Annotated in this window: 17 protein-coding genes; 11 read left to right on the forward strand and 6 right to left on the reverse strand. The window is 72.6% G+C overall.

Features of this window, described 5'->3' with window-relative positions:
* Window positions 1-181: 181 nt before the first annotated feature.
* The 3 genes from WMF20_RS04825 to WMF20_RS04835 all read left to right on the forward strand — a co-directional run bounded on the left by WMF20_RS04825 (window position 182) and on the right by WMF20_RS04835 (window position 1,946).
* Window positions 182-793: a flavodoxin family protein gene (locus tag WMF20_RS04825; RefSeq protein WP_437617080.1), complete on the forward strand. Its 612-nt coding sequence runs from the start codon at window positions 182-184 to the stop codon at window positions 791-793.
* Between the two features lie 107 nt (window positions 794-900).
* A complete protein-coding gene (locus WMF20_RS04830; RefSeq protein WP_437611098.1) occupies window positions 901-1,395 on the forward strand; it encodes a hypothetical protein in 495 nt (164 codons plus the stop codon).
* A gap of 35 nt (window positions 1,396-1,430) precedes the next feature.
* Window positions 1,431-1,946, forward strand: a complete 516-nt coding sequence (locus WMF20_RS04835; protein ID WP_437611100.1) for a hypothetical protein — start codon at window positions 1,431-1,433, stop codon at window positions 1,944-1,946.
* A 73-nt stretch (window positions 1,947-2,019) separates the two neighbouring features.
* Here WMF20_RS04835 and WMF20_RS04840 read toward each other — a convergent pair whose 3' ends face one another.
* The gene (locus WMF20_RS04840) at window positions 2,020-3,660 is read right to left on the reverse strand and encodes a cell wall anchor protein (protein WP_437611102.1); all 1,641 of its coding nucleotides are present in this window, start codon (window positions 3,658-3,660) and stop codon (window positions 2,020-2,022) included.
* A 360-nt stretch (window positions 3,661-4,020) separates the two neighbouring features.
* Here WMF20_RS04840 and WMF20_RS04845 point away from each other — a divergent pair, with 360 nt between their 5' ends.
* The 4 genes from WMF20_RS04845 (at window position 4,021) to WMF20_RS04860 (ending at window position 11,677) form a co-directional block, all read left to right on the forward strand.
* Window positions 4,021-7,881 (forward strand): protein kinase domain-containing protein, encoded by a 3,861-nt coding sequence (locus WMF20_RS04845; protein ID WP_437611104.1) that lies wholly within the window; start codon window positions 4,021-4,023, stop codon window positions 7,879-7,881.
* Window positions 7,882-8,509: 628 nt separating this feature from the next.
* The gene (locus WMF20_RS04850) at window positions 8,510-10,069 is read left to right on the forward strand and encodes a hypothetical protein (protein WP_437611106.1); all 1,560 of its coding nucleotides are present in this window, start codon (window positions 8,510-8,512) and stop codon (window positions 10,067-10,069) included.
* Between the two features lie 13 nt (window positions 10,070-10,082).
* Entirely contained in the window at window positions 10,083-10,586 is a 504-nt protein-coding gene (locus tag WMF20_RS04855) for a hypothetical protein (RefSeq protein ID WP_437611108.1), read from the forward strand.
* A gap of 107 nt (window positions 10,587-10,693) precedes the next feature.
* Window positions 10,694-11,677 carry a hypothetical protein gene (locus tag WMF20_RS04860; RefSeq protein ID WP_437611111.1) on the forward strand — a complete coding sequence of 328 codons (984 nt, stop codon included), beginning with the start codon at window positions 10,694-10,696 and terminating at the stop codon, window positions 11,675-11,677.
* A 26-nt stretch (window positions 11,678-11,703) separates the two neighbouring features.
* On the opposite strand, the gene WMF20_RS04865 is transcribed toward WMF20_RS04860, so the two are convergent.
* Window positions 11,704-15,879 (reverse strand): TOMM system kinase/cyclase fusion protein, encoded by a 4,176-nt coding sequence (locus WMF20_RS04865; RefSeq protein WP_437611113.1) that lies wholly within the window; start codon window positions 15,877-15,879, stop codon window positions 11,704-11,706.
* Between the two features lie 145 nt (window positions 15,880-16,024).
* Window positions 16,025-17,779, reverse strand: coding sequence for a sigma-54-dependent transcriptional regulator (locus tag WMF20_RS04870; RefSeq protein ID WP_437611115.1), 1,755 nt, complete (start codon window positions 17,777-17,779; stop codon window positions 16,025-16,027).
* Between the two features lie 307 nt (window positions 17,780-18,086).
* Here WMF20_RS04870 and WMF20_RS04875 point away from each other — a divergent pair, with 307 nt between their 5' ends.
* From WMF20_RS04875 to WMF20_RS04890, 4 genes are all read left to right on the forward strand, one after another.
* Entirely contained in the window at window positions 18,087-19,178 is a 1,092-nt protein-coding gene (locus WMF20_RS04875) for a hypothetical protein (RefSeq protein ID WP_437611117.1), read from the forward strand.
* A gap of 227 nt (window positions 19,179-19,405) precedes the next feature.
* Entirely contained in the window at window positions 19,406-20,404 is a 999-nt protein-coding gene (locus WMF20_RS04880; protein WP_437611119.1) for a methionine ABC transporter ATP-binding protein, read from the forward strand.
* A complete protein-coding gene (locus WMF20_RS04885; RefSeq protein ID WP_129573213.1) occupies window positions 20,397-21,077 on the forward strand; it encodes a methionine ABC transporter permease in 681 nt (226 codons plus the stop codon). The genes WMF20_RS04880 and WMF20_RS04885 overlap by 8 nt, the downstream gene beginning before the upstream one ends.
* A 59-nt stretch (window positions 21,078-21,136) precedes the next feature.
* Complete coding sequence (locus tag WMF20_RS04890) at window positions 21,137-21,967, forward strand: MetQ/NlpA family ABC transporter substrate-binding protein (RefSeq protein ID WP_437611122.1); 831 nt, start codon at window positions 21,137-21,139, stop codon at window positions 21,965-21,967.
* Between the two features lie 59 nt (window positions 21,968-22,026).
* Here the strand turns inward: WMF20_RS04890 and WMF20_RS04895 are convergent, their stop codons facing one another.
* From WMF20_RS04895 to WMF20_RS04905, 3 genes are all read right to left on the reverse strand, one after another.
* On the reverse strand, window positions 22,027-23,037 hold the full coding sequence (locus WMF20_RS04895; RefSeq protein ID WP_437611124.1) for a fatty acid desaturase: 1,011 nt from the start codon (window positions 23,035-23,037) through the stop codon (window positions 22,027-22,029).
* A gap of 76 nt (window positions 23,038-23,113) precedes the next feature.
* A complete protein-coding gene (locus WMF20_RS04900; RefSeq protein WP_437611126.1) occupies window positions 23,114-23,740 on the reverse strand; it encodes a TetR/AcrR family transcriptional regulator in 627 nt (208 codons plus the stop codon).
* A 115-nt stretch (window positions 23,741-23,855) separates the two neighbouring features.
* Window positions 23,856-24,788, reverse strand: a complete 933-nt coding sequence (locus tag WMF20_RS04905; protein WP_165373796.1) for an AraC family transcriptional regulator — start codon at window positions 24,786-24,788, stop codon at window positions 23,856-23,858.
* Window positions 24,789-24,894 lie beyond the last annotated feature (106 nt).

The following is a 24,894-nucleotide window of genomic DNA, read 5'->3' on the forward strand; positions in this document are numbered from 1 at the left end:
GCGCCGAACGGTCGTGCGCGCGTGCCGGTCACCTTTCCTCGCCGCGCGTCGTCAGAGCAGTGACGCGCCGGACGCGCCCGCGACCGGCGGCGACAGCCAAGGAGGAAGTACGTTGAGTGTGCACACGGTCCAGCTCACGGCGCAGCAGGGCGCGCGGCCGGCGGCGAGGGGAGAATCGCCCCTGCCGGGCGTCCGCGTCGCCGTCGTCTACCACAGCGGCCACGGCCACACCGGGCGGCAGGCCGAGGCCGTCCGAGCAGGCGTGCAGCAGGTGGAGGGCGCCGAGGCCCTGCTGCTGACCGTCGAGGAGGCGCAGGCGCGCTGGGGCGATCTGGCCTCCGCCGACGCGATCATCTTCGGCGCGCCGACCTACGTGGCGAGCGCCTCGGCGGCGTTCAAGGCCTTCCAGGAAGCGAGCTCCCGCGCGGTCATGGCCAAGGGCTTCGCCTGGAAAGACAAAGTCGCCGCCGGGTTCACCAACTCGGGCTCCCGCTCCGGCGACAAGCTCGCGACGCTGATCCAGATCGCCCTCTTCGCCGCCCAGCACGGCATGCACTGGGTCAATCTCGGCCTCCCGCCCGCGAACAACTCCACGAAGGGATCGGAGGAGGACCTGAATCGACTCGGCTTCTGGCTCGGCGCCGGCGCGCAGTCGAACGTCGACCAGGGCCCCGACGTCGCCCCGCCGGAGGCCGACCTGCGCACGGCCGAGCACCTCGGCCGCCGCGTCGCCGAGGTCGCGCGCCAGCTCGTGTGCGGCCGCCTCGTCACCGGGCAGACGCCCGCGCGGTGAGCGGCGCGGCGCCTCTGGGACCTCGGCGCCGAGCTGGGGGCGCCCGCGGCGGTGCTTCGCGCGCCTCCGGGCCCCGCCCGGCGCTGGAAAGGCGTAGGATGCCGTCCATGAACCGCGTTTCCAAGATGATGACGGCGGCGGCGATCGCCCTCGCGGCGGCCGCAGGCGGCTACGGGCTCCTGAGCTCGCGCGGGTCCGACGCGAAGACGCTGGTCGGGCGCCTCTGGATCGAGCGGCTCCCGAGGGACGACACGGACCAGATCGAGCTCATGGTGATGCTCGCCGACGAGCCGATCGGCATGTTCCGGCGCACGTCCCAGTTCGAGGGCTCGTATGCGCTGTTCCGTTACGAGCTGCGCGGCAACGACAAGCTGCAGCTGCTCTTCCCGCAGGACAAGTCGAAGCACGAGGTCGCCTTCGACGCGCGGCCGTGCGACGTGAAGGGCTTCGACTACTGCCTCGACCTGAGCGGCGCCCCGCGGGGCGCCACGAAGTACTACAGCCGCAAGGAATGGGAGATCGACGCGAGCGACCCGGCGGCGCTGGAGGGCGCGCTCCGGGAGCTCGGCGAGGAGCTGCTCGCGTCTCCGCCGGAGCGGTGACGACACCCCTCCTGCTCGCGCGAAGAAGAGAAGAGATGTCCACCCGGCATCCGTTGGCGGCGTTCTCGTTCTACCTGTCCGGCCGGCACCAGGTCCTGCTGTCGATATCGAGGGAGATCCTCGCGGGCCTCGACGCGTGCGCCTCCAGCGAAGGTGCCTTCCCCCACGAGGCGCGGACCCGCGCCTCGGATCTGATGTGGCTGTGGACGCTGGGCGCCTACGAGGTGGTCAGGACGATGTGTCAGGCGAGCCGGTGCTTCTCGGAGCGCTTCGCCAGGGCGATATCGCATCTGAAGGCCGATCTGGAGCGGGTTCGGGTACCGAACACGAAGCTGGAGCGGATCAAGTACAACCGCCGGGACAGACCCATCCCCGTGAGCTCGGATCGCGGTCCGGACATCTGGGACGACGCCAGCAAGGATCTGCTGGTGGGAGATCCTGCAGACGCCGTCTCGTGCCGCATGCTGCTCCGGAGCTACGAGAGCGTCATGTCTTCCCTGACCCTGGACGACGTGAAGATGTCCCACGAGGACTCGTTCGGAAGAACGTAGAGCCGCCCCGCGGCTTCGCGCCATCCGCAGGCCCTTTGACCGCGGCTCGCGAACGGGCGCTTCGACGCGGAGACTACTGGCGCGCCACGCGCTTGAGCGGGTATGGCGCGGCTTCCCGTTCGGTCATCGTGAAATACCCAGAGCCGTCCGCCTCGTACTCGATCGACTCGCCCTGACCCTCGACCGTGTCCGTGAGCGCGACGGGCGACGCCGCGAAGGCCGCCTCGAAGCCCGCGCCGGACGGCGCTCGGTACTCGTAGACCGCTCGGTAGGTGCGCAGCAGAAACCGGTTGGCGCACGGGTGGATCGTCCCGGCGGTGACGGACCGGAAGTTCTCGTCCGGGCCGAGGGGCATCTGGAGGTCGGCCACGTGAATCAGCGTGGACAGGGTGCCAGGCGCGGGCAGCGGGCTCGGGAACTTGTACACCTTGCTGAGCCCGGTCGTGCCCTCCTTCGTGACGACGTAGATGTCCCCCGTCGTCGGGTGCACCATCAGCGCCTCGGCGTTCTGCGGCGTGTCCGGGTACTGGAAGGGGAACCGATCGCCGGACACCGTGCCGCTCGTCTCCCCCGCGGCGAGGTTCGGCTCCCTCATGCGGACCACGGCGAAGGTCGTCGGGTAGGGCGGCGGGCGTCCGCTGAAGCGGCCGATGTCCCCCATGAAGATGCAGCTCCCCGCGGGGCACGGACCGGTCGCGATGTCCTCCCAGTCCCAGGGGAACACGCCGGCAACGTAGCTCCCGACGACCGCCGCGTTCGTCTTCTGGATGGCGACGAAGCTCGCGTTGTTCTCGCTGTGCGCGTACAGGATGCCGGGGTTGACGCGGCTCGCGGCGAGCCCGGAGATCTCCACGATGTCCGTCGAGGTCAGGCTCCCGACCGTCGTGTAGGTGCTCGCGAACGTGTCGCCCGCGGAGCAGCTCGGGGCGCCGGCGGGCCTCAGCGCGACGACCTGCGCTGTGTTCGTGTTGGCGAAGGGAGAGGTGCCGCTCCACGCCGGCTGCGAGCCCGCGGCGCCGAGCTGCTTGTACGCCGCGTCGAACAGGAGGCCCGTCGACGATGAGAGCAGGCACGTGTCGAACGGCTCGGTGAAGCCCGACGGCGGCACGATCGGGCTCGCCGGGCAGGACGAGCCCGTCCAGACCTGCGTGCCGAACCAGACCGCGACGCCGTTCGCCGCCGTGGTGGTGACCGCGGGCGCGGCCAGGGTCGCGGAGTTGCCGTTCTTCTGGCCGCTCGCCGCGTCGATCGGGCTCGCGGGATCGGCGCCGCTGAACGCCACGATGCTCCCCGCCAGGTAGGCCGAGACGTCGAAGCCGAAGGAGTAGCTCGCGGGCTCCGCGCCGGTCGCCACCTTCCAGAGCACCCATGACTTGACGGCGGACGCGCTCTGATCCGAGCGGAGGAGCGTCCACCCCGCCGGCGGAGCGATCACCGCGCCCACCTGGTTCCGGTTGGCGATGCGCGCGAGCAGGACGTCGCCTTGCACGACGCCCGCCGGCTTCGCGAGGGTCAACGCGGTCAGGTTCTTCCCGGTCGCCGTCGAGCTGGAGCGGAAGTTTATCGTCGAGAGCGGCTGAACGGCCGCGCCCGTTTCATCGGCGTCGTCACCGTCGAAGTCTGTGTCCTGGTGATCGACGGAGATGCAGCCAGCCCAGCCGAGCAGCGAAATCGAGGCGACGAGAAGAGCTCTGGCGCTGAGGTTCGTCGACATCAATGTTATATCCTTTCGGGTAAGCGAATTTCTTCAGGAGGCGGAACTAAACCACAAAAAGCATGGGATGCAACCCAGGCGCTGAGGGCTGCAGTCGACCTGATGGGGGGCATTCGAGAGGGTGCATGTCTGAACAGGGAGGCGCCCGCGCGTCGGGGGGCGCACGAGCGACACCGGCTCTCGCAACCTTGTCCGACGAGCGGCGGTGCGCGGCTCGAATCCCCCACCGCGCCCACGACGTCCGGCATCCAGCCGCGGCCGGCCGGCGCCGCCGCGGCCGCGCGGAGAGCGCCGAGGCGAGCCTCTTTACATCCCTCGCCGTATCGACGGATAATTGCCATCGTGGAGCAAGGAGCGGTCTTGGCCGGACGCTACCGCCTTGAGCACCGCGCGGGCGCGGGGGGCATGGGCGAGGTGTGGAAGGCGCACGACCAGGAGACGAGCGAGGCGGTGGCGGTGAAGCTCTCGCCCCAGCGCGACGCGGAGGATGCGGCGAGGTTCGAGCGAGAGGCGCAGATCCTCGCGGGCATGTCTCACCCCCACGTGGTCCGGTACGTGGCGCACGGGGCGAGCGCCGAGGGCGCTCCCTACTTGGTCATGGAGTGGCTCGAGGGCGAGGACCTCGCGGCGCGGCTCGCGCGTGGTCCGCTCGAGATCGACGAGAGCGTGGCGCTGGCGACCGCGGTGGCGGACATCCTCGGCTTTGCGCACGAGCGCGGCGTCGTGCACCGCGACCTGAAGCCGAGCAATCTGTTCTTGCCAGGTGGGCGCCTCGACGGCGTGAAGGTGCTCGATTTCGGCATCGCGCGGCTCGGGCAGGCGGCGCGGATGACGCGCTCGGGCGTGCTGATGGGGACGCCGGGCTACATGGCGCCCGAGCAGGTGCGGGGCGAGGCGAGCATCGACGCTCGCGCGGACGTGTTCTCCCTCGGCTGCGTGCTCTTCGAGTGCCTGACAGGCAGGCCTGCGTTCGGCGGCCAACATGTGGCGGCGATCCTGACCAAGGTGCTGTTCGAGGAGACGCCGAGCCTGCAAACCCTGCGGACCGGGGTGCCCGAGGCGCTCGACGATCTGCTGCGGAGGATGCTGTCGAAGCGCCGGGAGGAGCGGCCTCTGTGCGGGCAGGCGGCGGCGGTGGCGCTGCGCGCGCTCGGGGATGCGTCGCCGTCGCCGGCCGTGAGCGAGGTCCGCTCGCCCTCGCTCACGATCAGCGAGCAGCGCGCCGTGGCGGTGATCGTGGTGAGCGCGGCGGCGGACGCCCAGGTGATGGCGTTCGACGGGGAGACGACCCTGGCCCTCTCGCCTGGCGACGAGGCCGTCCTGCGCGAGGGCGAGGCGCATGGCGGCCGGAGCGAGCGTTTGCTCGACGGGTCGGTCGTGGTGATGCTGGCGGGCACCGAGACGGCGACGGATCTGTGCGCGCAGGCGGCGCGGTGCGCGCTCGCGCTGCGCCGGTGCGCCGCAGGCCGGCGCGTCGCGCTGGCCATGGGGTGGGGGGAGCGGACGGCGCGGTCGATGGGGCCGGCGATCGACCGGGCGGCGCTGCTGGCGAGCGCCACGGCGCGCCACGTCGCCCCGGAGGCCACGGTGATCATCGACGAGGTCGTCGCGGGCCTGCTCGACGCGCGCTTCGAGGTGCGGGAAGGCGAGGGGTTCTTCACGCTGCACGGCGAATGCCCGCTGGCGGAGGGGACGCGCCTGCTCCTCGGCAGGGCCACGCCGTGCGTGGGGCGAGAGCTCGAGCTCGGCATGCTCCGGGCGCTCGTGCTCGAGAGCATCGAGGAGAGCACGGCGCAGGCGGCGCTGGTGACGGCGCCGCCCGGCGTGGGCAAGTCGCGTCTGGCGCAGGAGTTCCTGCAGGAGATCCGGGGGCAGCGCGAGCAGGTGTCGGTGTGGGCCGTGCGCGGCGACGCGCTGCGGGCCGGATCGCCCCTCGGAATGCTGGGCCAGGCGCTGCGGAGCGCGTGCGGCATTCAAGAGGGCGAGCCGAGCGAGGTGCGGCGCCGGAAGCTCTCGGCAGAGATCGAGGCGCGGGTGTCGCCTGGCCATCGGCGGCGCGTCGAGGAGTTCCTCGGCGAGATCGTGGGCGCTGCCTTCCCGGACGAGGACAGCCTGCCGCTCCGGGCCGCGCGCCGCGACGCGCAGCGCATGGCGGACCAGGTGCGCGCCGCCTTCCTCGATTACCTCGCCGCCATCGTCGCCGGCGGCCCGCTGATCGTCGTGCTGGAGGATCTGCACTGGGGAGACCGACCCACGGTGTCGCTCCTCGACGCGGCGCTGCGCGACCTCTCGGATCGGCCGCTGTTCGTGCTCGCCCTGGCGCGGCCGGAGGTGCGCGAGCTGTTCCCGAGGCTCTGGGAGGGGCGGCGGCTGCACGAGCTGCGGCTCAACGAGCTGAGCCGGCGCGCGGGCGAGCGGCTCGCGCGGCACGTGCTGGGCGAGCGCGCCGACGCCGAGGCGATCGCGCGGATCGTGCGCCTGTCGGAGGGAAACGCGTTTTACCTGGAAGAGCTGATCCGCTGGACCGCGGAGGGCAGAGGCCCGGATGTGCCGGGGACGGTGGTCGCCATGGTGGAGTCGCGCCTCGGGGCGCTGGACGACGAGGCCCGGCGGCTCTTGCGCGCGGCGAGCGTCTTCGGAGAGGTCTGCTGGGCTGGAGGGGTGGCTGCGCTCGTCGGCGGCGAGGCGCGACGGGGCCAGGTCACCGCCAGGCTCGAGGCGCTGGTGGCGCTGGAGATCCTGGTGCGCCGCCGCGAGAGCCGCTTTCCCGCGGAGGAGGAGCTGGCGTTCCGGCACGCGCTCCTGCGCGAGGGCGCGTATGCCATGCTGACCGAGGGCGATCGGGTGCTCGGCCACCGGCTGGCGGGGGAATGGCTGGAGCGGGCGGGGGAGCCGGATCCCGTGGTGCTGGCCGAGCATCTCCAGCGCGGGCGAGCGCTCGATCAGGCCGCGTTCCATTACCTGCGCGCGGGCCGGCAGTCGTGCGATCGCGGCGACTTCGGGAGCGCCCTTGCTCGCGCGCAGCGCGGCATCGGCTGCGGCGTGCAGGGGGAGACCCTCGGCAACCTGCTGGCGCTCAAGGCGATGGCGCATTGCTGGCGATCGGAGCTCGATGCAGCGCAGCAGGCGAGCGCCGCGGCGCTGCCGCTCACGGGGCGCGGGAGCCGGTGGGCGTGCATTGCCCTGTTCCATCGTGCGTGGGCGTCCCTCGTCCTGGGCGCAGAGGACGATTTCATGGAGACGGCGGACCGTTTCGTCCGGTTCCAGCCGGACACGGAGGCGGGCCGGGAGTACATGCTCTGGGCGCCGCTCGCCGCATCGCTGCTCCAGACCTACGGGCGACGCGAGCTCTGCAAAGCCTTGCTGGACCGCGCGGACGCGCTGGCCGCTGCGATGCCCGCCCTGGATCTCGACCTCCGAGGGGCGATCGCCATCGGGCGCAGCGATTACGTGCGCGCCTTCGAGCGGGACCCCTGGAGGCAGCTCCAGCTGACGCGACAAGCGGTCGAGGCGTTCCAGGCGATCGAGGATCTCCGGAACCAGATCACGGCCTTGAACAGGCTCGGTCAGGCGGAGGCCGAGCTCGGCGATCCCGCGGCGGGCGAGGCCACGCTGCGGCGGGCCGTCGCGCTGGCGCAGCGCATTGCGATCCCGTTTGCGCAACGTCAATCCGCATTGCATCTGGCGGCGCTGCTCTCGCACGGCTCGGATCCGTCGAAATGGGCAGAAGCGAGCGATATGGCCGGATCGCTGCTCGCCGCTGCAGGGGTGAGCGTGGGGTACCGAGGCTGGGCCCACGGGATCTGCGCAGAGGTGCTTCTCCAGCGCGGCTCGTTCGACGACGCCGTGCAGCAGGCGCGCGAGGCGGACGCGCTGTGCGCTCGCATCCCGCTGCGGCGGCTCTGGGTGACGGCGTTGCTCGTCCGCGGGCTGATCCAGCTGGGTGACCGCGATGAGGCGGCACGTGTGGCCAGCCGCATCGAGCCCGGGCTCGCGTGTCTGGGCGGAGGCGGCTACGTCGAGATCGACGCGCGGGTGGCGCTGGCGGAGGCCCATTGGACCGGCGGCAGGCAAGACGAGGCGCGGGCGGCGCTCGGCGAGGCGATTCGCGGGATCGCGGCGCGGGCCGAGGCGATCCCCGACGCCGCCTGGCGCGCGCGGTACACGGCGTGTGTGCCTGAGATCGCGCGCGCCCGCCGGCTGGCGAGCGCATGGGCGTAGGCGCGTCGGGCAGACCCCGACACGCGCGCACCTGAGGTCGGCTCGCCCTACTTCGGGGGCAGCCTACCACGGTTCGCGCCATCGGACGAGCGCTCGTCGGCGTCGTGCGCATGGCAGATGGCCATGCGCGTGCGCGCACACGCGAGATGACCGTGCGCCGCGTGCGCGCACACGAGAGATGACCGTGCGCGTGTTCGCGCACGCGAGATGACCGTGCGCGTGCGCGCACGCGCGCAGCATCGGGCGTCTCCGCACGAACACCCCGCGCGCCCGCGAGGAGGAGCGCGGGTGAACGGCAGGGAGGCGCCCGCGTCGCGGGAAGACGAGCGCGCGTCCTGGGAGACGCACGAAGAGGATCGAACAGGCGGTGATCGGACGAGACGGGCGCGGGCAGCTGCCCGGCCGCGCCGCGAGTCTCCCCCGCGAAGCCCGATCTCGGCGCCGCGAGCGCTATAAACCCCGCACGCCAGCCGATGGCGCTCTTCTTGCTTAGTCGATCTGCACATCGCGATTGGCGGCTGAGAGCCTCTCGGGTGGCCCCGACAAGGCTCGCAACCGGGCGCGCATCGCGTCCCAGGGCATCGCGACACGGGTACGACTGCTCACGCACGGCCGGAGGAGCCCCATCATGAATAGGGTCTCAGGATCGCTGTATCGTGGTCTCAACTGCGCCTTGACGGGCGCGCTCCTGATCGCCGCCTGTCGCGGCGGCAGCAACAACAGCACCGCTGGCAGCGGCGGCGGCACCGCCAGCGGCAGCGGAGCGGGCGATGGCTGCGAGTACACCTATGGTCCGGAGCTGCTCCGATTCCCCACGGACCTCGATTCGCTGCGCGACATGCCGCCCGACGTGTGTCCCCCGTCCCCGCGGCCCAAGGCGGGCCCATGCGGCCCCGCCTGCCCCGGCGGCACGTGCGATCAGGCCTCGCTGGACCGACTGCACAACATCTTCGCGTGGCGCCTCTTCGTCGCCGCCAACTGGCCCCACACGCCGAAGGGAGCCGACGGCCCCGGGCGCAGCGGCCTCTGCAAGGACATGGTCGGCGTGGACGACCTCCAGCGGTCGCCGCAGCTCTCCGGCGCCGGCTTGCCCCTGTGGTGCGCGTGGCGCGACGTCTCCTCTGCATTCCGGCGCGACGAGATCGAAGATCCAGAGAAGTGCCAGGACGTGAACGTCAAGACGGCGATGTCGTCGGGCTGGACCACCCCGCTGCCGCCGCACAACAACCCCGTGTGGGACCAGAACGGGAATCCCGTGAAGTTCGAGGCACGGATGAACCCGCGCTCGTACGAGCAGTTCGTGGACACGGATAACGGCTTCGGCGTGAACGACGCCCGCCGCCAGCTGGCAGTCCAGTGCTCGGCGTCCGACTGCAAAGACGCGGGCTCGACCACCTGCGCCGGGTTGAACGAGCAGGTTGCCACGTGGGGCCGGTACCCTGCCTGTGCGAAGGAGTTCCCGGAGGGCGTGAACGAGCCGCTCTTGCACATCAAGCTGGCGTGGAAGAAGCTGGGCCCGTCCGACGACCCGGGGCGCTTCCTCCTCCACGAGGACGGCGAGCACGGGCTCGTGGCCATGCACATCGCCGCCAAGACCCTGATGACCAAGGCATCCTGGTTCTGGGCGACGTTCGAGCACGTGGACAACCTCGAGCCGCCCGAGCCGTGGCGCAAGCCGCTGTTCCGGGATCCCTCGTGTCTGGGCTGCGCCCCCAACACGTGCCCCAAGCCCGCGCCCGGACAGCCCCGCCGGACCCAGATCGAGCGGCTGACGCCGATCCCGCGGGACGTGGCGGACCTCAACGCCGAGGTCCGGGCGCTGTTCGAGCAGCGGGGGCACGTGCTCCAACACTACCAGCTGATCGGCGCCCAGCGCCGCGAGTCCGAGGATTACGTGGCGTGCTCCCTCAGCGAGAAGCCCACTCACGTCCCGCTCGACGGGCTCAGGCCCGCTTCCCTGGCGAACGCCATCATCGAGTGGGACCGGCAGGACGTGTCCTGCTTCGAGTGCCACGCCCGCGCCAAGGGGGTCGTGTTCAAATCCCCCTCGACCGGGTGCGCGGAGTGCGGCGGGGACACGTGCCCGAGCGCCAAGGAGGGCGACGCGCGCTTCGGGGAGGGTTGCGCCGATTTCTTCTGGCAGGCCGCGAGGGCCGCCTGGGATCCCATCGTCAACACGGAGCAGTGAAGGAGATTGTGCCATGAGCTACGCGAACCCTAGCTATCCGATCCTCTCGTTCCTCTACGCGCTCTACTCGAACGACACGGCGGAGAAGAAGAAGATCCGTGACAACCCGAGGCGCGCCTACAGGGAGTATCACCTCTCCATGCAGATGGCGGACATCTGCAACAAGACCGGCAGGGAGCCCGGCGCGAAGCCGACGGCCGGGCTCGCGGATCAGATCGTCGCGCTGATGCGGAATGAGCTGATCGCGCCGCCCAAGGGGCTGATGTACGACCCGCGCTACGCCAATCTGCAGTTCCCGCTGCTGTCGCTCCTCTACGCCGTCTTCGCCGACAGCGCGGCGAGCCCGTCGCGCCGGCCCCTCGACAACAAGGCGCTGGCCTACTTCCCGAACACCGGAGCCACGGTGGCAGCCCTGCTGGAGGCAGGGGAGGGCAACGCGCTGAGCCCCGAGCGGCTCAACACCACCCTGTCGGCGCTGAAGACAGAGCTCCTCAGCCCGGTGTACTCGCCCTGGTAGGCGCCCTGGCCGGAGGAGAGGAGGACACGATGGATGACATCCTGACAGCCGCGTCCGCGGGTATGCCCGCCGAGGTTGGATTCGATCGAGCAAGGGCCCACGCGCGCTTGTCGAGGTCGGGTCTCGAGGGCGACGTCACCGCGCAGTACGTCGAGTGGCGGCTCGGCCCAGCCGACGACCAGGTGGACTTCCTCGTCGCCCTGGATCGGCCGGGGCCGCGGGGCACGCGGGTGTTCCGAGACCTCGAGGAGCGCGCGCGGACGTGGACCGAGCAGGATCGCCAGGCGTGGCTCCCCGTCGCGCGCCTCGGGGCCGCCTGGTCCGACCCTGAGGCGCCCCTCTGGCCGCGAGTCCCCACCGTGTGGCTCGAGCTCGACGACGTGCGCGGGGAGGCGGCCGCGCCTCCCTGCGTGAGCGTGTGTCTCGTGCCGGGCTACGCGCGGCCGCTCGACCCCCTGGGGGCGCCCCGGTCCGACGAGGAGCTCGACACCGTTCACCGCGTCCTCCACCTCGTGGGCGCGCCCGCGTCCGCGCGCCTCGCCGGCGCGCTGGCGCGGTGCTTCGACGCCCTCCCGCGAGGAGGGCGGCTCATCCACCTCTCGGTGATGCTGGGCCGCGATCCGAGGGCGGTGAAGCTCTACGGCAAGGTGCCCCGCGCCGCGCTCTCACCGTACCTCCAGGCGATCGGATGGAGCGGTGATCTGGCCGCCCTGGAGCGAGCCAAGAGGGCGCTGTATCCGGAGGCGCACACCGGAGACGAGGTGTTCTTCGATCTGAACCTGGCCACCTACGACGCCCCCGGGCGCGCGTCGCTCGGGCTGGCGTTCAGCCAGCAGCAGGTTGCGCACGGGCCTTGCCAGGATCCGCGACGGCGCGCGATCCTGGACCGGCTGGTGGACGCCGGGCTCTGCCACCCGGCCAAGGCGGCCGCGGTCGCCGGGTGGCCGGGCGAGTCGCGCGAGCAGGTCGCCGGAGAGGCGTGGCCACGGCGCTTCCTGCGCTTCCTCGACATCAAGCTGGTCTGGGACGAGGATCGCGGGCCCTCGGCGAAGGCCTACCTCGGGACCAGCTGGCCTTCAGGGCTCTTCTGAGCGGGCGGCGGGCGTCCGCCGCCCGCTCACGCCGGCGCCGAGAGGAGGCCGCGCGCCTCGCGGAGCGCGGCGGCGGACGCATCATCGCCGTCGATCGCGGCGAGCACGGCGGCGATCTCGGCGCGCGCCCCGGGCTCGCCGCGCCGCGAGCGGGCGCGGTGCAGGCTCAAGAGCGCGCTCAGCTCGAGCCAGCGCGCCGAGAGCTCCCTCGCCCGGGTGAGCGCGCGCTCGAGCTCCAGCTCGCCCTCGGCATCGTCGCGCCGAGGGTTCTCCGAGGAGAGGAGGATCTCCGCCCGCTGGCGGTGGACCTCCGGCTCGAGGTAACGCTCCTCCGTGCGTCCGTAATGCGCCGTCGCCTCGTCGAGCAGGCGGAGCGCGCCGTCGAAGTCCCCCTGGAGCCGAAGCGCCGCCGCCAGGAACGTGAGCTGCCAGGTCATGCCGAGCTCGGCCCCCACCTGCCGCCACATCCCCATGCCGCGCCGGAGATGCTCGATCCCCTCGCGATCGCCCGAGAGGGCGCGCGCCGTGGCGTCGATCATGCGCCCGTAGGCATCCCAGTACGGAAAGCCGTGCTCCTGCGCCAGGGTGATGGCCTGCTGGGCGTGCTCCCGCGCGGCGTCGAGGAGCGGCGCGCCCGTGCCCGTGCAGCCGAGCAGCAGGTGAAGCCACGCCGCCTGGCCGTGCATGCCGGCGGCGAGGCTCGCGTACCCGAGCCGCGCCGCGTCGTCGATCCCTCGCTGCTTCCGGGCGAGGGCGAGATCGACGTGCCCGAGGAGGAGCTCGGCGAGCGACTCGAAGGACAGCGCGCCGAGCAGCGGGTCATCGCCGTAGGTGACCGCCAGGTGGCGGTGCTGCTCGAAGACGTAGATGGACTCGCACTGGCGGCTGTGCGCGACGGCATCGGCGAAGCGACCCATGCAGAAGCTCGTCACGCAGAGCGCCTGGTGCGCCCCGAGCAGCCACTCCGGCCGCCCGTCCTGCTCGGCGATCGCGAGCAGCTCGCGCCCGAGGCGCAGCGCCTCCGGCAGGGAAGCGCGCGCGTTGTGGAAATACCAGAGCCCCCGCCGCGCCACGAAGGCGCGCTCGGAGGACGCCTGGTCGGCCGCGGCGAGCTCCACGACCCGCGTGAACGACCGCTCCACGTCCGGATCGCTGTAACCGGCCTTGGACATCAGGGTCGCCCCGCGCGTCAGGAGCAGATCCATCTCCTGGTGGTCGCGCGCTCCGCCGGGCGGGAGCATGGCGGCGTCGGAGAGCCCTCTCGCGATGTGGTGCAGGGCGTCGGCGTACGCCGACGCGCCCGAGGCCTTCCTGGCCGCGTCATGCCAGTACCCGACGGCCTTGTCCGGGCGCTCCGCGGCGGACCAGTGATGGGCCACGAGATCGGGCCTCTCCCTGGCCGAATCGGGGAAATCGACCTCGATCGCGGTGGCGATCCGCCTGTGCATGGCCTGCTGGGTCGCCCGGGTCATGCTGTCGTAGGCCGCGTCGCGGATCAGCGCGTGTTTGAAGATGTAACTCGGGTTCTTGATCCGGCGCTTGCGGTAGACGAGCCCGGTGTCCATCAGCTTGTCGAGGTCCTCCTGCACGGCGGCGGCGCCGAGCGGGCTCACGACCGAGAGCACGTCGAGGCTGAACTCCCGGCCCAGCGCCGCCGCGACCTGCGCTGTCTCCCTGGCGCGACCCAGCCGATCCAGGCGGGCCGTCAGCAGGTTGCGCAGCGTGCTCGGGATCTCGCTGTGCGCGAGCGGACGGGCGATCTCGTACCGATCCTCCCCCTCCACGAGCACGCCCGTGTCCACCATCGTCCAGATCAGCTCTTCGACGAAGAGCGGCACGCCGTCGGTGCGGTCGAGCACCTGATCGAGGACCTCGGCGGGCAGCGCCTTGCCGCCGAGGAGCGCCGTGATCATCGGCTCGACCTGGGCGCGCTCAAGGCGGTTGAGGGAGAGGTGCTGGACACCGGCGGTAGGGAAGGGAACCGAGAACTCAGGACGTACGGTCATGATCAGGGACACCGGGGCAGAGGGAGCCTCTCGAACAAGCAATGCGAGCAGCTCCAGGGTTGTTGCCTCGGCCCAGTGCAAGTCCTCTGCCACGAAGATCAGCGGGCGCTCGTCGGCCATCGCGAACAGCAGCGACAGGACGGCGTTCAGCGTCATCTCCTTCCGCCGCTGCGGGGAGACGTCGAGCGGGGCGTAAGGGGGCGCGACGGGGAGGGAGAGCAGCGGCAGGAACAGCGGCATCACCTCCGGCGGCGTGAAGCCGTGGCCCGCGAGGCGCGCCTCGAGCCGCGCGACGCGGGCGTCCGGCGGCGCCTCGTGATCGAGCTCCAGGATGCGCGCGAGCATCTCGACGATCGGGAAGAGCGCGCTGTGCTGCGTGTCCGGCGCGCAGCGGCACTCCACGAAGGTGTGCGGCTCGCGCGCCACCCGCGCCCGCAGCTCGCGCACGAGGCGGCTCTTGCCGAGGCCGGGCTCCCCGCTGATCAGCGTGCACTGCCCCGCGCCAGCGCGCGCGCGGCGCCAGCGCTCGAGCAGGATCGCCATCTCCTGCTCCCTGCCGACGAGCGGCGCCTCGTTGCTGATGGAGTCCGGGGTGGGCGGCCGATCCGACGCCGCGCGGAGGACGAAGGTCTTCCCGGACGCGCCCGCGCGATCCGCCTGCGGCCCCTCGCCGCCCTCGAACTCGAACGCGCCCCGCAGCAGCCGCCGGACCTCGGCCGACACCGCGACGCCGCCGGGCGGCGCGAGCGCCGCGACGCGCGCGGCGGTGCGCGGCGTCTCCCCCACGCCGGGCGCCGAGCCGCCCCGGAGGTCCTGCGCGACGAGCACGCCGCTGTGGACGCCGATCCGCACCTCGATCCGCGTGCCCGGCGCCGCGCGCCGGTCGTTCTTGGCGCGCACCGCGTCCGCGATCGCGAGCGCCGCCCGGGCGGCGCGCCGCGCGTCGTCCTCCTCGGCGCGCGGGTAGCCGAAGTAGATCAGCACGCGGTCGCCGAGCGCGGCGGCCACGTGCCCCCGGTGGCTGCGCGCGATCTCGGCGCAGGCGGCGACCTCCGCGCGCAAGAGCCCGTCGATCTCTTCCACGTCGAGCCCCTCGGGCGTCGCGGCGATCGCGTCGAGCGCGCAGCAGACCACGGTGAGCTGCCGCCGCTCGCCGTCGAGCGTGGCGAGCGTCGCGGCGTCGGGCGGGCGGGTGACGGTCGGCGCGAAGAACGCGTACGCCCGCGGCGCGCCGGCCGCCGACCCTCCCCCGAGCGGATCGACCGGGGTGTCCTGCGGCTCGCCGGAGGGGGCTCCCCGGGCGATCGCGTCCCGCGACAGCGCCGCGACGTCGCAGGCGTCGAGCGCCGGGACGAGCGCCGCGGCGCTCGCCTCGCGGGCAGCCTCGTCCTTCTGCGTCACGTGGCGGAGCAGCGCCCCCAGCCAGTGCCCCTGGAGCGCGGCCGGGATGGGGACGGGGGCGGGGTTGAGCTGCTGGTACAGGATGTCGGCCGCCGAGCCGCCGGCGTACACGGGCACGCCCGTCAGGCACTCGAGGAAGACGAGCCCCCACGAGAACAGGTCGACGCGCGGCGTCGGCTCGAGCCCGCGGAGCTGCTCGGGCGCGGCGTAGCCGGGCGTGCCGAGCGTCTCGCCGGTGGCCGTCAGGCGCGCGCTCCGGCCGCCGCTCGCCCCGGCGATCACGCCGATGCCGAAGTCGAGCACCACCGCGTTCCGGCGAGCGCCGGAGGGGAGCACCATGATGTTGCGCGGCTTGAGGTCGCGGTGGATGACCCCTTGGGCGTGGGCGCACGAGAGGGCGTCGAGCACCTGCACCATGAGGTGCCTCGCCTCCGCGGGCGCGAGCGCGCCCTCCCGGCCGAGCACATCCTCGAGCGTCTCGCCGGGCACATACGAGAAGACGGTGTAGAGGAGCTCGTCGCCGGCGCGCCCCGCGTCGATGAGCGTCACGATGTTGGGGTGACGCAGCTGCCCGCAGAGCTCCGCCTCGCGGAGGAACCGCGCGATCCGCCGCTCGATCGCGGCCGCGTCGCCGCGCTCCGGCAGCGTCATGATCTTGAGCGCCACCGTCTGGCCGGTGGTGAGCTGCCGCGCCTTGTAGACCCTGCCGAAGCCGCCTGCGCCCAGCTCGGAGACGATCTCGTATCGCCCCGCGAACGTCGATTCGGCGGCCAGCAACGGACTGCCCTGATGCATTCCGGCCTCGTTCTGGTGACATGCCCGGTGTTTCCCGGGCGAGCGCCCGGAGGGGCCACGGACGACCCTCGGCGAGCGACGAACGGCCGCGGCGCCTCGAGCCTGGCGGCGCTGCGCGGCGGTAAACCTCAAGGAACAGCGCGGATCAGCGCCCCTCCGACGGCGCCTCGACATCCTCCTTCAGCAGCGCGACGAGGTCGCGATCGATCTCTCCGCCGAGCGCCTCGGTCAGCTCGCGGACGCGATCGAGCTCCCGCCGCAGCGCCCGGTGGTGATTGCGGTTCTTGACGAGCTGCTGCTGGCCGAGGAGCGCGAACGCCTCCTCGCGGCTGCCGGCGCGCTGCAGCGCCGCGCCGAGCACCAGGCCGCGGAAGCCCTCGCTGAGATCGAGCGACAGCGGCTCCCCCCCGCGCACGCGCCGCTCCGCCTCCAGGACGAAGGCGTGCGCCGCGCGCCAGAGCTGGGCGAGCAGCGCGCCGGTCTCCGGCGCGCCGTCGTAGGCGAGGGCGCGCGCGAGGTGGCTCCGATCGAGCGCGAGCTCGCCGCCCGCGCCGCCGCGCTCCGCGACCGAGAGCGCGTACGCGCGGCGGATGATGTTGTCGAGCTGCCGCAGGTTGCCTGGCCACGGCACCTCGGAGAGGAGCGCCACCGCCTCCGGCGCCAGCCGCGCCGCGCCGTGCGCGCCGCCCTCGCGGTGGCGGCGGCTCAGCATGTAGTCGGCCCAGAGCGGCAGCTCGTCGAGCCGCTCGGCGAGCGGCGGCAGCCGGACGGGCAGCACGTTGATCCGGTAGTAGAGATCCTCGCGGAAGCGGCCGTCGCGCACGGCCGCGCGCAGGTTTTCGTTGGTGCCGATGAGGAAGCGCACGTCGGCGCGGCGCTCGCCCCCCTCGTCGCCGAGCGCCCGGTAACGCCGCTCCTCGAGCACGTGGAGCAGGCCGGCCTGCGCCTTGAGCGAGAGCTTGTCGACCTCGTCGATGAAGAGCGTCCCCTGCGCGGCGCGCGCGATCGCGCCCGGGTTGTCCCGCACCGCCCCGGTGAAGGCCCCGCGCTTCCAGCCGAACAGCTCGGCCATCTGGAGGTCCTCGGGGACGCTGAGCAGGTCGAGCGTCTCGAACCGCTGGCCGACGCGCCCCGACTGCTCGTGGCACCAGCGCGCGAGCCGGGACTTGCCGGCGCCGGTCGGGCCGCTGATGAGGATGGTCTCCTCCTGCCGGGCGAACACGCGCAGCAGGTCGATGAGGGGCCCGGTCGTGGGGCCGACGACCGGCAGGAACTCGTCGACGCGCGCCGGGCCGGCCGGCCGGGGCGGCAGCGCGCGCAGGTAGGGCGCCGCGATGCTGGCGAGGAGCTCAAGCTGCTCGTAGCACCCGCGCCACATCGGCTCACCCCCGGCGGCCGCCTTGCAGCTGGCCTCGAGCGCGACCATCCCCTCGACGGCGCCGCCGGGGGCGCGCAGCGGCACCACGTGCACGTGCGTGGCGTCGCGCTCGAGCATCCGGTCGCGCGTCTCGTCGCCGGGGAGACCGGCGCCGCCGCGCCGCTCGACGAGCGCGGCCGCCCCGTCCGGGAGCCAGGGGCGGAGCACGCCGAGCTGAACGTCGATCGAGACCGAGCAGCGGTGCTCGACGAGCCAGCGCCAGACGCTCGCCGAGGTGAGATAGCCGGTGCCCTCGACCCGCGCGCCGTTGCGGTGCTCGATGCCGAAGAGGCGCTGATAGCCGCCCTCGGGCCGGAGGTGCACCACCCCGCGGAGCAGGCGCCCGCGCGGGGCGAGCGGGGTCGCCGTGAGGGTCTGCTCGGCGCAACCGAGCATCTTGCGCAGCACCGCCGTGGCAGCGTCCTCGAAGCAGGTCGCCTCCACGAGGGAGCCGATCAGCGCAGGAAGCAGATCATGAGCCATGGCGGACGCGGGCCAGCATACACGAGATGTGTCCAGGCATGAGGCTGGATGAGCGGAGCAAAGGGTCGGCCAACCCGCATCCGGGTGCCTCGCGGGGGGATGGCGGACGTCCTCGGCTGACGCATCTGCGTCCGACGCGACGCAGGGGTTCCGTCTGTGCTGGCGCGAGGTGCTGGCCGCCCGAACGCCCGCGGAGCGAGCCGCTGCCGGTCCGCGGCGCCGGGCGCCGCGGGGAGGCGCGATCGAGGAACGTCGATGTCCCTCTGACAGCAGCCATCGGGATCTGGCCATCGTGATAAGACACGCCATGATCGCGATCTACACCTCACGTTGTGTGATCATGATGTTGCTGGGCCTCTCGCTCCTGGCCTGCGGCGACGACGACGGCAAGGGCGGCGGCGACCCCGGCGGCACGAGCAACAGCGCCGGCGGGGGAGGGGGTAGCGGGGGTGAAGGCGGCGGCGGCGGCGGCCCGGCGGAGCTCGACCCGCGCGTCGAGGCGTGCCTGCGGATCAACGCATGTGACGCCGACGGGGGCACGCCGGTGGGGCTCCAGGCCTGCCTCGGCCACGAGCTCGATCAGCGGTGGGCCTGGGCGACCGTCGGGGCGAGGCGGCTCGGCCTCGCGGCCATGGACTGCAAGCTCGCTGCGGCCGACTGCGCCGGCGTCCGCGCGTGCACGCCGGCCGTCGAGGAGCTCGGCGCGGCGTGCAGCGAGAGGGCCGGCGCCGATCTGTGCGAGGGCGACACCTGGGTGATCTGCGACGACCTGGGCGCGCCGCTCGTCGCGATGGACTGCGCGGCCGCCGGGCTCTCCTGCATGTCCGATTTCGTCGCCGGGTGCGGCGCCGAGCCGTGCGATTACGCCACCACGCCGGCGGCGTGCGATCCCGACGACGCGGACGTGCTCGTCGAGTGCAGCCCCGCCGGCTTCCTGACGCGGGTCCACTGTCCGAGCCAGTACAACCTGGTCCACGTGAACGGCCGTGACGGGGAGCAGGTCTTCTCGATCGCGGGGGAGACCTGCGGGTTCGACGAGCAGCGCGGCGCGCTCGGCTGCGTGGGCACGGGCGAGGCGTGCACCTTCTTTTCCCAGCGGTGCGACGGCGCGGTGCTCGAGACCTGCGCGGGCGGCAAGCTGGGCCGCCGCGACTGCGCCGCGCTGGAGCCGGCCGGCCAGGGGTGCGGCTTCCTCCAGAGCGGGCAGTTCGCCGGCGCGGCCTCCTGCGGGCTGGTCGGCGGCGCGTGCGACCTCGGCGACGACGAGGCGTGCGACGGCGCCGTCCTCCGGTACTGCGGCTGGGGAGAGCCGGCGGCGCTCGACTGCCGCGCCGCGGGCTACACCGGCTGCGCCACGGCCGCGCAGGGCGGGCGCACCGTCGCTTACTGCACGCCGTAGGGCCGCCCGGGAACAGGCGTCGAGCGACTCGACATCTCATCGATCCGCTGAAGGCGGGGAGCGCGCTGCTGCGTGGGCAGCAATCGCGGACCTTCGTGTTGCTCCGGCGCGACGTGGCCGCTATAAGCTGGCCCGCAGCTTCCGCGCGAGCGGCACGGGTGTCGCTCCCCGCCGGCGGCCCACTCCCGGCGCCCGTCGCGGGGCGGGTGTGGAGGTGGTCGTCGGCCGTGATCGAGCTGCGGGACGTCAGCAAGGTGTACCGGCAGGGCAAGCGCGAGGTGATCGCGCTGGACGGCGTCTCCTTGCGCGTGGCCCCTGGCGAGGTGTTCGGGGTGCTGGGGCATAGCGGCGCGGGCAAATCCACCCTCATCCGCTGCGTCAACCTGCTCGAGCGGCCTACCGCGGGCGAGGTGCAGGTCGACGGGCGGGACATGCTGGCGCTCGGCCCGCGGGAGCTCCGGCAGGCCCGCCAGGGCATCGGCATGATCTTCCAGCACTTCAACCTCTTCTCCTCGCAGACCGTGGCGGGGAACATCGCCTATCCGCTGGCGATCGCGGGGTGGCCGCCGGGCCGCATCCGCGCGCGGGTGGAGGAGCTGCTCGCGCTGGTCGACCTCACGGACAAGGCGCAGGCCTACCCGGCCCAGCTCTCCGGCGGCCAGAAGCAGCGGGTGGGGATCGCCCGGGCGCTCGCGCCGCGGCCGCGCGTGCTCCTGTCCGACGAGGCCACCTCCGCCCTCGATCCGGAGACGACGCGCTCGGTGCTCGGCCTCTTGCGGGACATCAACCGTCAGCTGGGGCTCACCATCCTGCTCATCACCCACCAGATGGAGGTGCTCAAGGAGATCTGCCGCTCGGTCGCCGTGCTGGAGCGGGGCCGGGTGGTCGAGCAGGGCAAGGTCGTCGACCTGCTCGCGCAGCCCGGCACCCGCCTGAGCGCGCTGTGCTATGCGCCGCTCGCCGCGGGCGGCTGGCCCGCCCGTCCCGGAGGCCGCCTGGTCCGCCTGTCGCTCGTCGGCGACGCCGCCGCTCAGCCGGTGCTCGCCGTGCTGGCGCGCCGCTTCGGCGTGGACGCCACCCTGCTCGAAGGCACGCTGGAGCGGGTGGGGGGCGTCCCGGTGGGCCGGCTCTTGGTCGAGCTCACCGGCGCCCCCGAGGCGCTGGAGCAGGCGCTCGACCACCTGCGCGAGCAGCGGTATCGTCCGGAGCCCGTGGCGCATGACTAGCGAGCTCGCGGCGTCGCTGTGGACGGCCACCGTGGAGACGCTCTACATGACGTCGGTCTCCGCGATCCTGGTCCTCGTCGCGGGGCTCCCGCTGGGCGTGCTGCTGGTGATCACCGACCGGGGCGGGCTCTGGGAGCGGCCGCTGCTCCACCGCGCGCTCGGCACGCTCGTGAACGTGGGGCGCTCGGTGCCGTTCATCATCCTCATGGTGGCGATCGTGCCGCTGACGCGGCTCCTCGTGGGCACCACCATCGGCACCACGGCCGCCATCGTGCCGCTGGTCGTCGCGGCGATCCCCTTCCTGGGGCGCGTCGTGGAGCAGAGCCTGCGGGAGGTGGACCCCGGGCTCGTGGAGGCGGCGGTGGCGATGGGCTCCACCCACCGGCAGGTGATCCTCCGGGTGCTCCTGCCCGAGGCGCTGCCGTCCCTCGTGCGCGGCGCGGCGCTCATGGTGATCAGCCTGCTCGGAACCAGCGCCATGGCGGGCGCCGTGGGTGGCGGCGGCCTCGGCGACCTGGCCGTCAAATACGGATACATGCGCTTTCGCACCGACGTGATGCTGGGCTGTCTCGTCGTGCTCCTCGTCCTCGTGCAAGGCGTCCAGCTGCTCGGCGACCGGCTCGCCTCCCGCTTCGACCGCACGAGCACCCGGGGCGCCGGCGCTCGCGATTGACCCGTTCCAGGGCCGTGGCCCGCGCCGCCTCGCCACGTGAGCCCTCCGGAGGACCGACCATGAAGCGAACCCCTGCGATCGTTCTCACCGCTCTCCTGCTCTCCCTGATGGCGCTGCTCTCCGGCTGCAACAAGCCGGACGAGCCGGCCGGCGCCGGCGGCAGCCGCACCTTGAAGGTCGGCGCCACCCCCGTGCCGCACGCCGAGATCCTCCGGGTGGCCGCCCCGCTGGCCGAGCGCGAGGGGGTGAAGATCGAGGTGGTCGAGTTCACCGATTACATCCAGCCGAACATCGCGCTCTCGGACGGCCAGCTCGGCGCCAATTACTTCCAGCACGTGCCGTATCTCGAGCGCTTCTGCGCCGACCGGAAGCTCTCGCTGAGCAGCGCGGCGGCGGTGCACCTCGAGCCGCTGGCCCTGTACTCCACCAAGCACGCTCGCCTCGAGGACCTGCCCGAGGGAGCGCAGGTGACGATCCCGGCCGACCCGACCAACGGGAGCCGGGCCCTCCAGCTCCTGGCGCAGCACGGGCTCCTGCGCCTCCGCGAGGGGGTGGGGGTCGCCGCGACGGTGAAGGACGTGCTCGACAGCCCGCGCAAGCTCGCCCTCCGGGAGATCGACGCCGAGCAGCAGCCGCGCACGCTGGAGGACGTGGACGCCGCCGTCATCAACGGCAACTACTTCCTCGAGGCGCAGAAGAACCTGAAGCTCGACGCGAAGGCGCTCGCCAGCGAGCCCGCCAAGGGCAACCCGTACGCGAACGTGCTGGCCGTGAGGAAGGGCGACGAGGCCCGGCCCGAGGTGCAGGCGCTGATCAAGGCGCTGCACTCCGAGGACGTGCGGCGCTTCATCGAGTCGACCTACGGCGGCGCGGTGGTGCCGGCGTTCTGACGCGCCCGCCCGCACCTCGCCGCCTCACCGCCATCGTCGAGGCGTGCCGCTTCGCTTGCTCAGCTCAGCTCGGTCCTCATCGACGGTCTGGCGCCCCTCGGGGAAGGAATCCTCGAAGATCGGGCGCCATCATGGACGGCGCGGGAGCGCACGATGCGGGCGTGCGGGCCCATGGCTGGGTCCGTGATGAAGTGCCACAGCACCCAGGTCCACGAGCGGTGCGAGACCAGCGTGTCGTAGTGGCGCCTGGCGATGCGGTGCAGCGCGGGCAGGCGCCAGCCGGGCACGTTCATGAAGTCGTGGTGCTCGACGTGGTACCCCACGTTGAACGTCACGTGGTTGAGCGGCCCGTAGTAGCTGTAGGTCTCCTGCCCGGGCGCGTACACGTAGTGCTCGTGCACGAAGTGGCCGGCCACCGGGTGCAGGCTGTGGCCGATCAAGGTCGACAGCAGCAAGTAGGCGAAGCCGGGCGCGCCGAGCAGGCGCCACGAGAGCCACGCGGCGGGCAGCTGGATGGCCAGGTTGATCCACTCGTCGCGGCTCGGCAGCTTGGCGAAGCGCGCGGCGCGGCCCAGGTAGGCCGCGAAGTAAAAGAACAGCCACAGGAGCTTGCGCGCGCGGCCGGCGCCGATCAGCCGCACCTCGAGCGAACGCGGCAGATCGGTGTCCTCGCCGGCCACACCGAGCAGCGCGTGGTGCGCGAGGTGGTAGCGGCGGAAGCTCATCGCCACCGGCAGCACCATCGGCAGGTTGGCGATCAGCGCCAGCAGCTTGTTCGAGCGCGCGCGGCGCGCGGCCAGATCGTGCGCCGCTTCGTGGATGGCCATCGCGCACCAGTGCGAGAGCACCGCGCCGAACGTCGCCGCCGCCAGCGTGACCACCCAGCAGGGCGCGGCGAACGCGCCGAGCAACCAGGCGACGGCGAACTGCGCGAGCACCACCGCCAGCGTGACCGCGATGGTGCGCCGGTCGTAGCCGAACAGCGCGCGGATCTCGGGGTGCTCGCGCACGATACGGCGCCGGCGCTCGCGGTGCGGCTCGGCGCGCGTGACCCATTCGAAGGAACGCATGCGCCTCGATCTAGGCAGCGCGACCGGCGCCGCCCATTCGCATTTCCGGCGCCGCGCCCGCGCGCGCCGGCGGCCGTCAGTCGGGCCGCAAATAGCCGTACAAAAGCCGGGTGAGCTCGGCCTGCGCGCCCGGCGCGCGCAGGATGTCGCCCTCGCGGAAGGCCGCCATGCCCAAGGTGTTTCGCATTGCGTGGAGCAGGAAGAAGCCGCCGAGCTGCGGATCCACCGCGCGGGTCTTGGGCCGGATGCGCACCAAGAGCTCGGCCAGCGCGGCCTCGGCCTCGCGATCGGCGTCGGCGATCAGATCGAAGTCGCCCACCCGCACGAACCACTTCATGAGCGCCTTCGTCACGCGCGCGTGGGCCAGCTCGAGCTCGATCAGCCGGCCGGCCAGCCGGTGCAACGCCGCGTCCAGCGGGAGCGGCTCGACCTCGTCGAGCACCCGGCGGATCTCGGCGAAGCGTTTTTGCACGAAGCGGCGCAAGAGCGCCGCGACAAGCGCCTCGCGGTTGGGGAAGTACTGATACAGCGAGCCCACGCTGACGCCGGCGCGCTCGGCGATGTGCGTGGTCGATACACGGTTCTGCTTCGCCTCCTGCTCGCGCTCGATCAGCTGACCGGCGGCCTCGAGGATGGCGTCGACCGTGCTGCGCGAGCGCTCCTGGCGCGGATCCTTGCGCGGCTTCTGCGGCGATGTGGTCACGCCGCACATTCTCGCACGGCCGCGGCTGGCCGAGAGCAGCGGGGCCTGATCGCGGTGCGCCCCTGCAACGGCTCCTCTCTCCCCGGATCCCTGGCCGGGCTCCTGGCGGGCAGGACTAGCGGCTCTCCCGGGCGCGCGCCTTGCGCCGATAGGCGCCCGGGGTCTCGCCCATGTGGCGCTTGAAGGCCTTCACGAACGCGCCGTCGGTGTCGTAGCCGACCGCGCCCGCCACCTCCGCCGTGCTCGCGGCCTCGTCGGCGAGCATCTCGGCGGCGCGGTGCATGCGCCAGCGCGTCAGGTACTCGAGGGGCGCGAGGCCGAGCGTCCCCTTGAAGCGGGCGGCGAAGGCCGAGCGCGACACGCCCGCGGCGCGCGCGAGCGCCTCGACCGTCCACGGGTCGGCGGGCCGCTCGTGCATCCGCTGCAAGGCGACGCCGAGGGTCGGGTCCCAGAGGGCCCGCAGCCACCCCGATTCCTCGCACGTGATGCCCGCGACGTGGGTGCGCAGCGCCTGCACGAACAGCACGTCGGCCAGGCGGCCCGCGACAAGCTCGTGGCCGGGCAGCTCCGCGTCCATCTCGGCGGCGACGAACTGGAGCGTCGACTCGAGCCATCGGGTCGCCACGCCGCCGTCGCCCTTCACGTGGATGAGCTCGGGCAGGCTCGCGACGAGCGGGTTCAGGCGCGCGTCGGTGAAGTGGAGCCCGCCCGCGACGATCGTCGTCGGCGCCCCCTCGCCGCCGTAGCGCACGATGCCGCCGCAGCGGCCCCCGCGCTGGGCGTACACCTCCTCGGGCGAGACGGCGCGCGAGCCCGGGCGATCGCGCAGCGCGTGCGCGAGCCTGGCGCGCAGGAAGACGACATCCCCGGGCGCCAGCGTCAGCCGGCGCCCGCCCACGTCGAGCACGCACCCGCCCCGCGAGAGCGCGTAAAAGGTCGTCACGTCGTGCCCGTCGACCCGCATGCCCCAGGGCGCCTTCAGCTCGAGCCGTCCGTAGATCTGGCTCCGCAGCTGCACGCTGCGCAGCGTCTCCGTCAGGATGTCCATGCGTCTTCTCTTTTGGACGATTGAACCATTTCTATGGACGCTACAACGCTGTTCGTCCGTCATCGAGCCCTTATCGTGACGTGCGCGGGCGGCGGCGCGGGGGCGC

Source organism: Sorangium sp. So ce834 (assembly GCF_051521425.1).
Lineage (GTDB): Bacteria > Myxococcota_A > Polyangia > Polyangiales > Polyangiaceae > Sorangium > Sorangium cellulosum_D.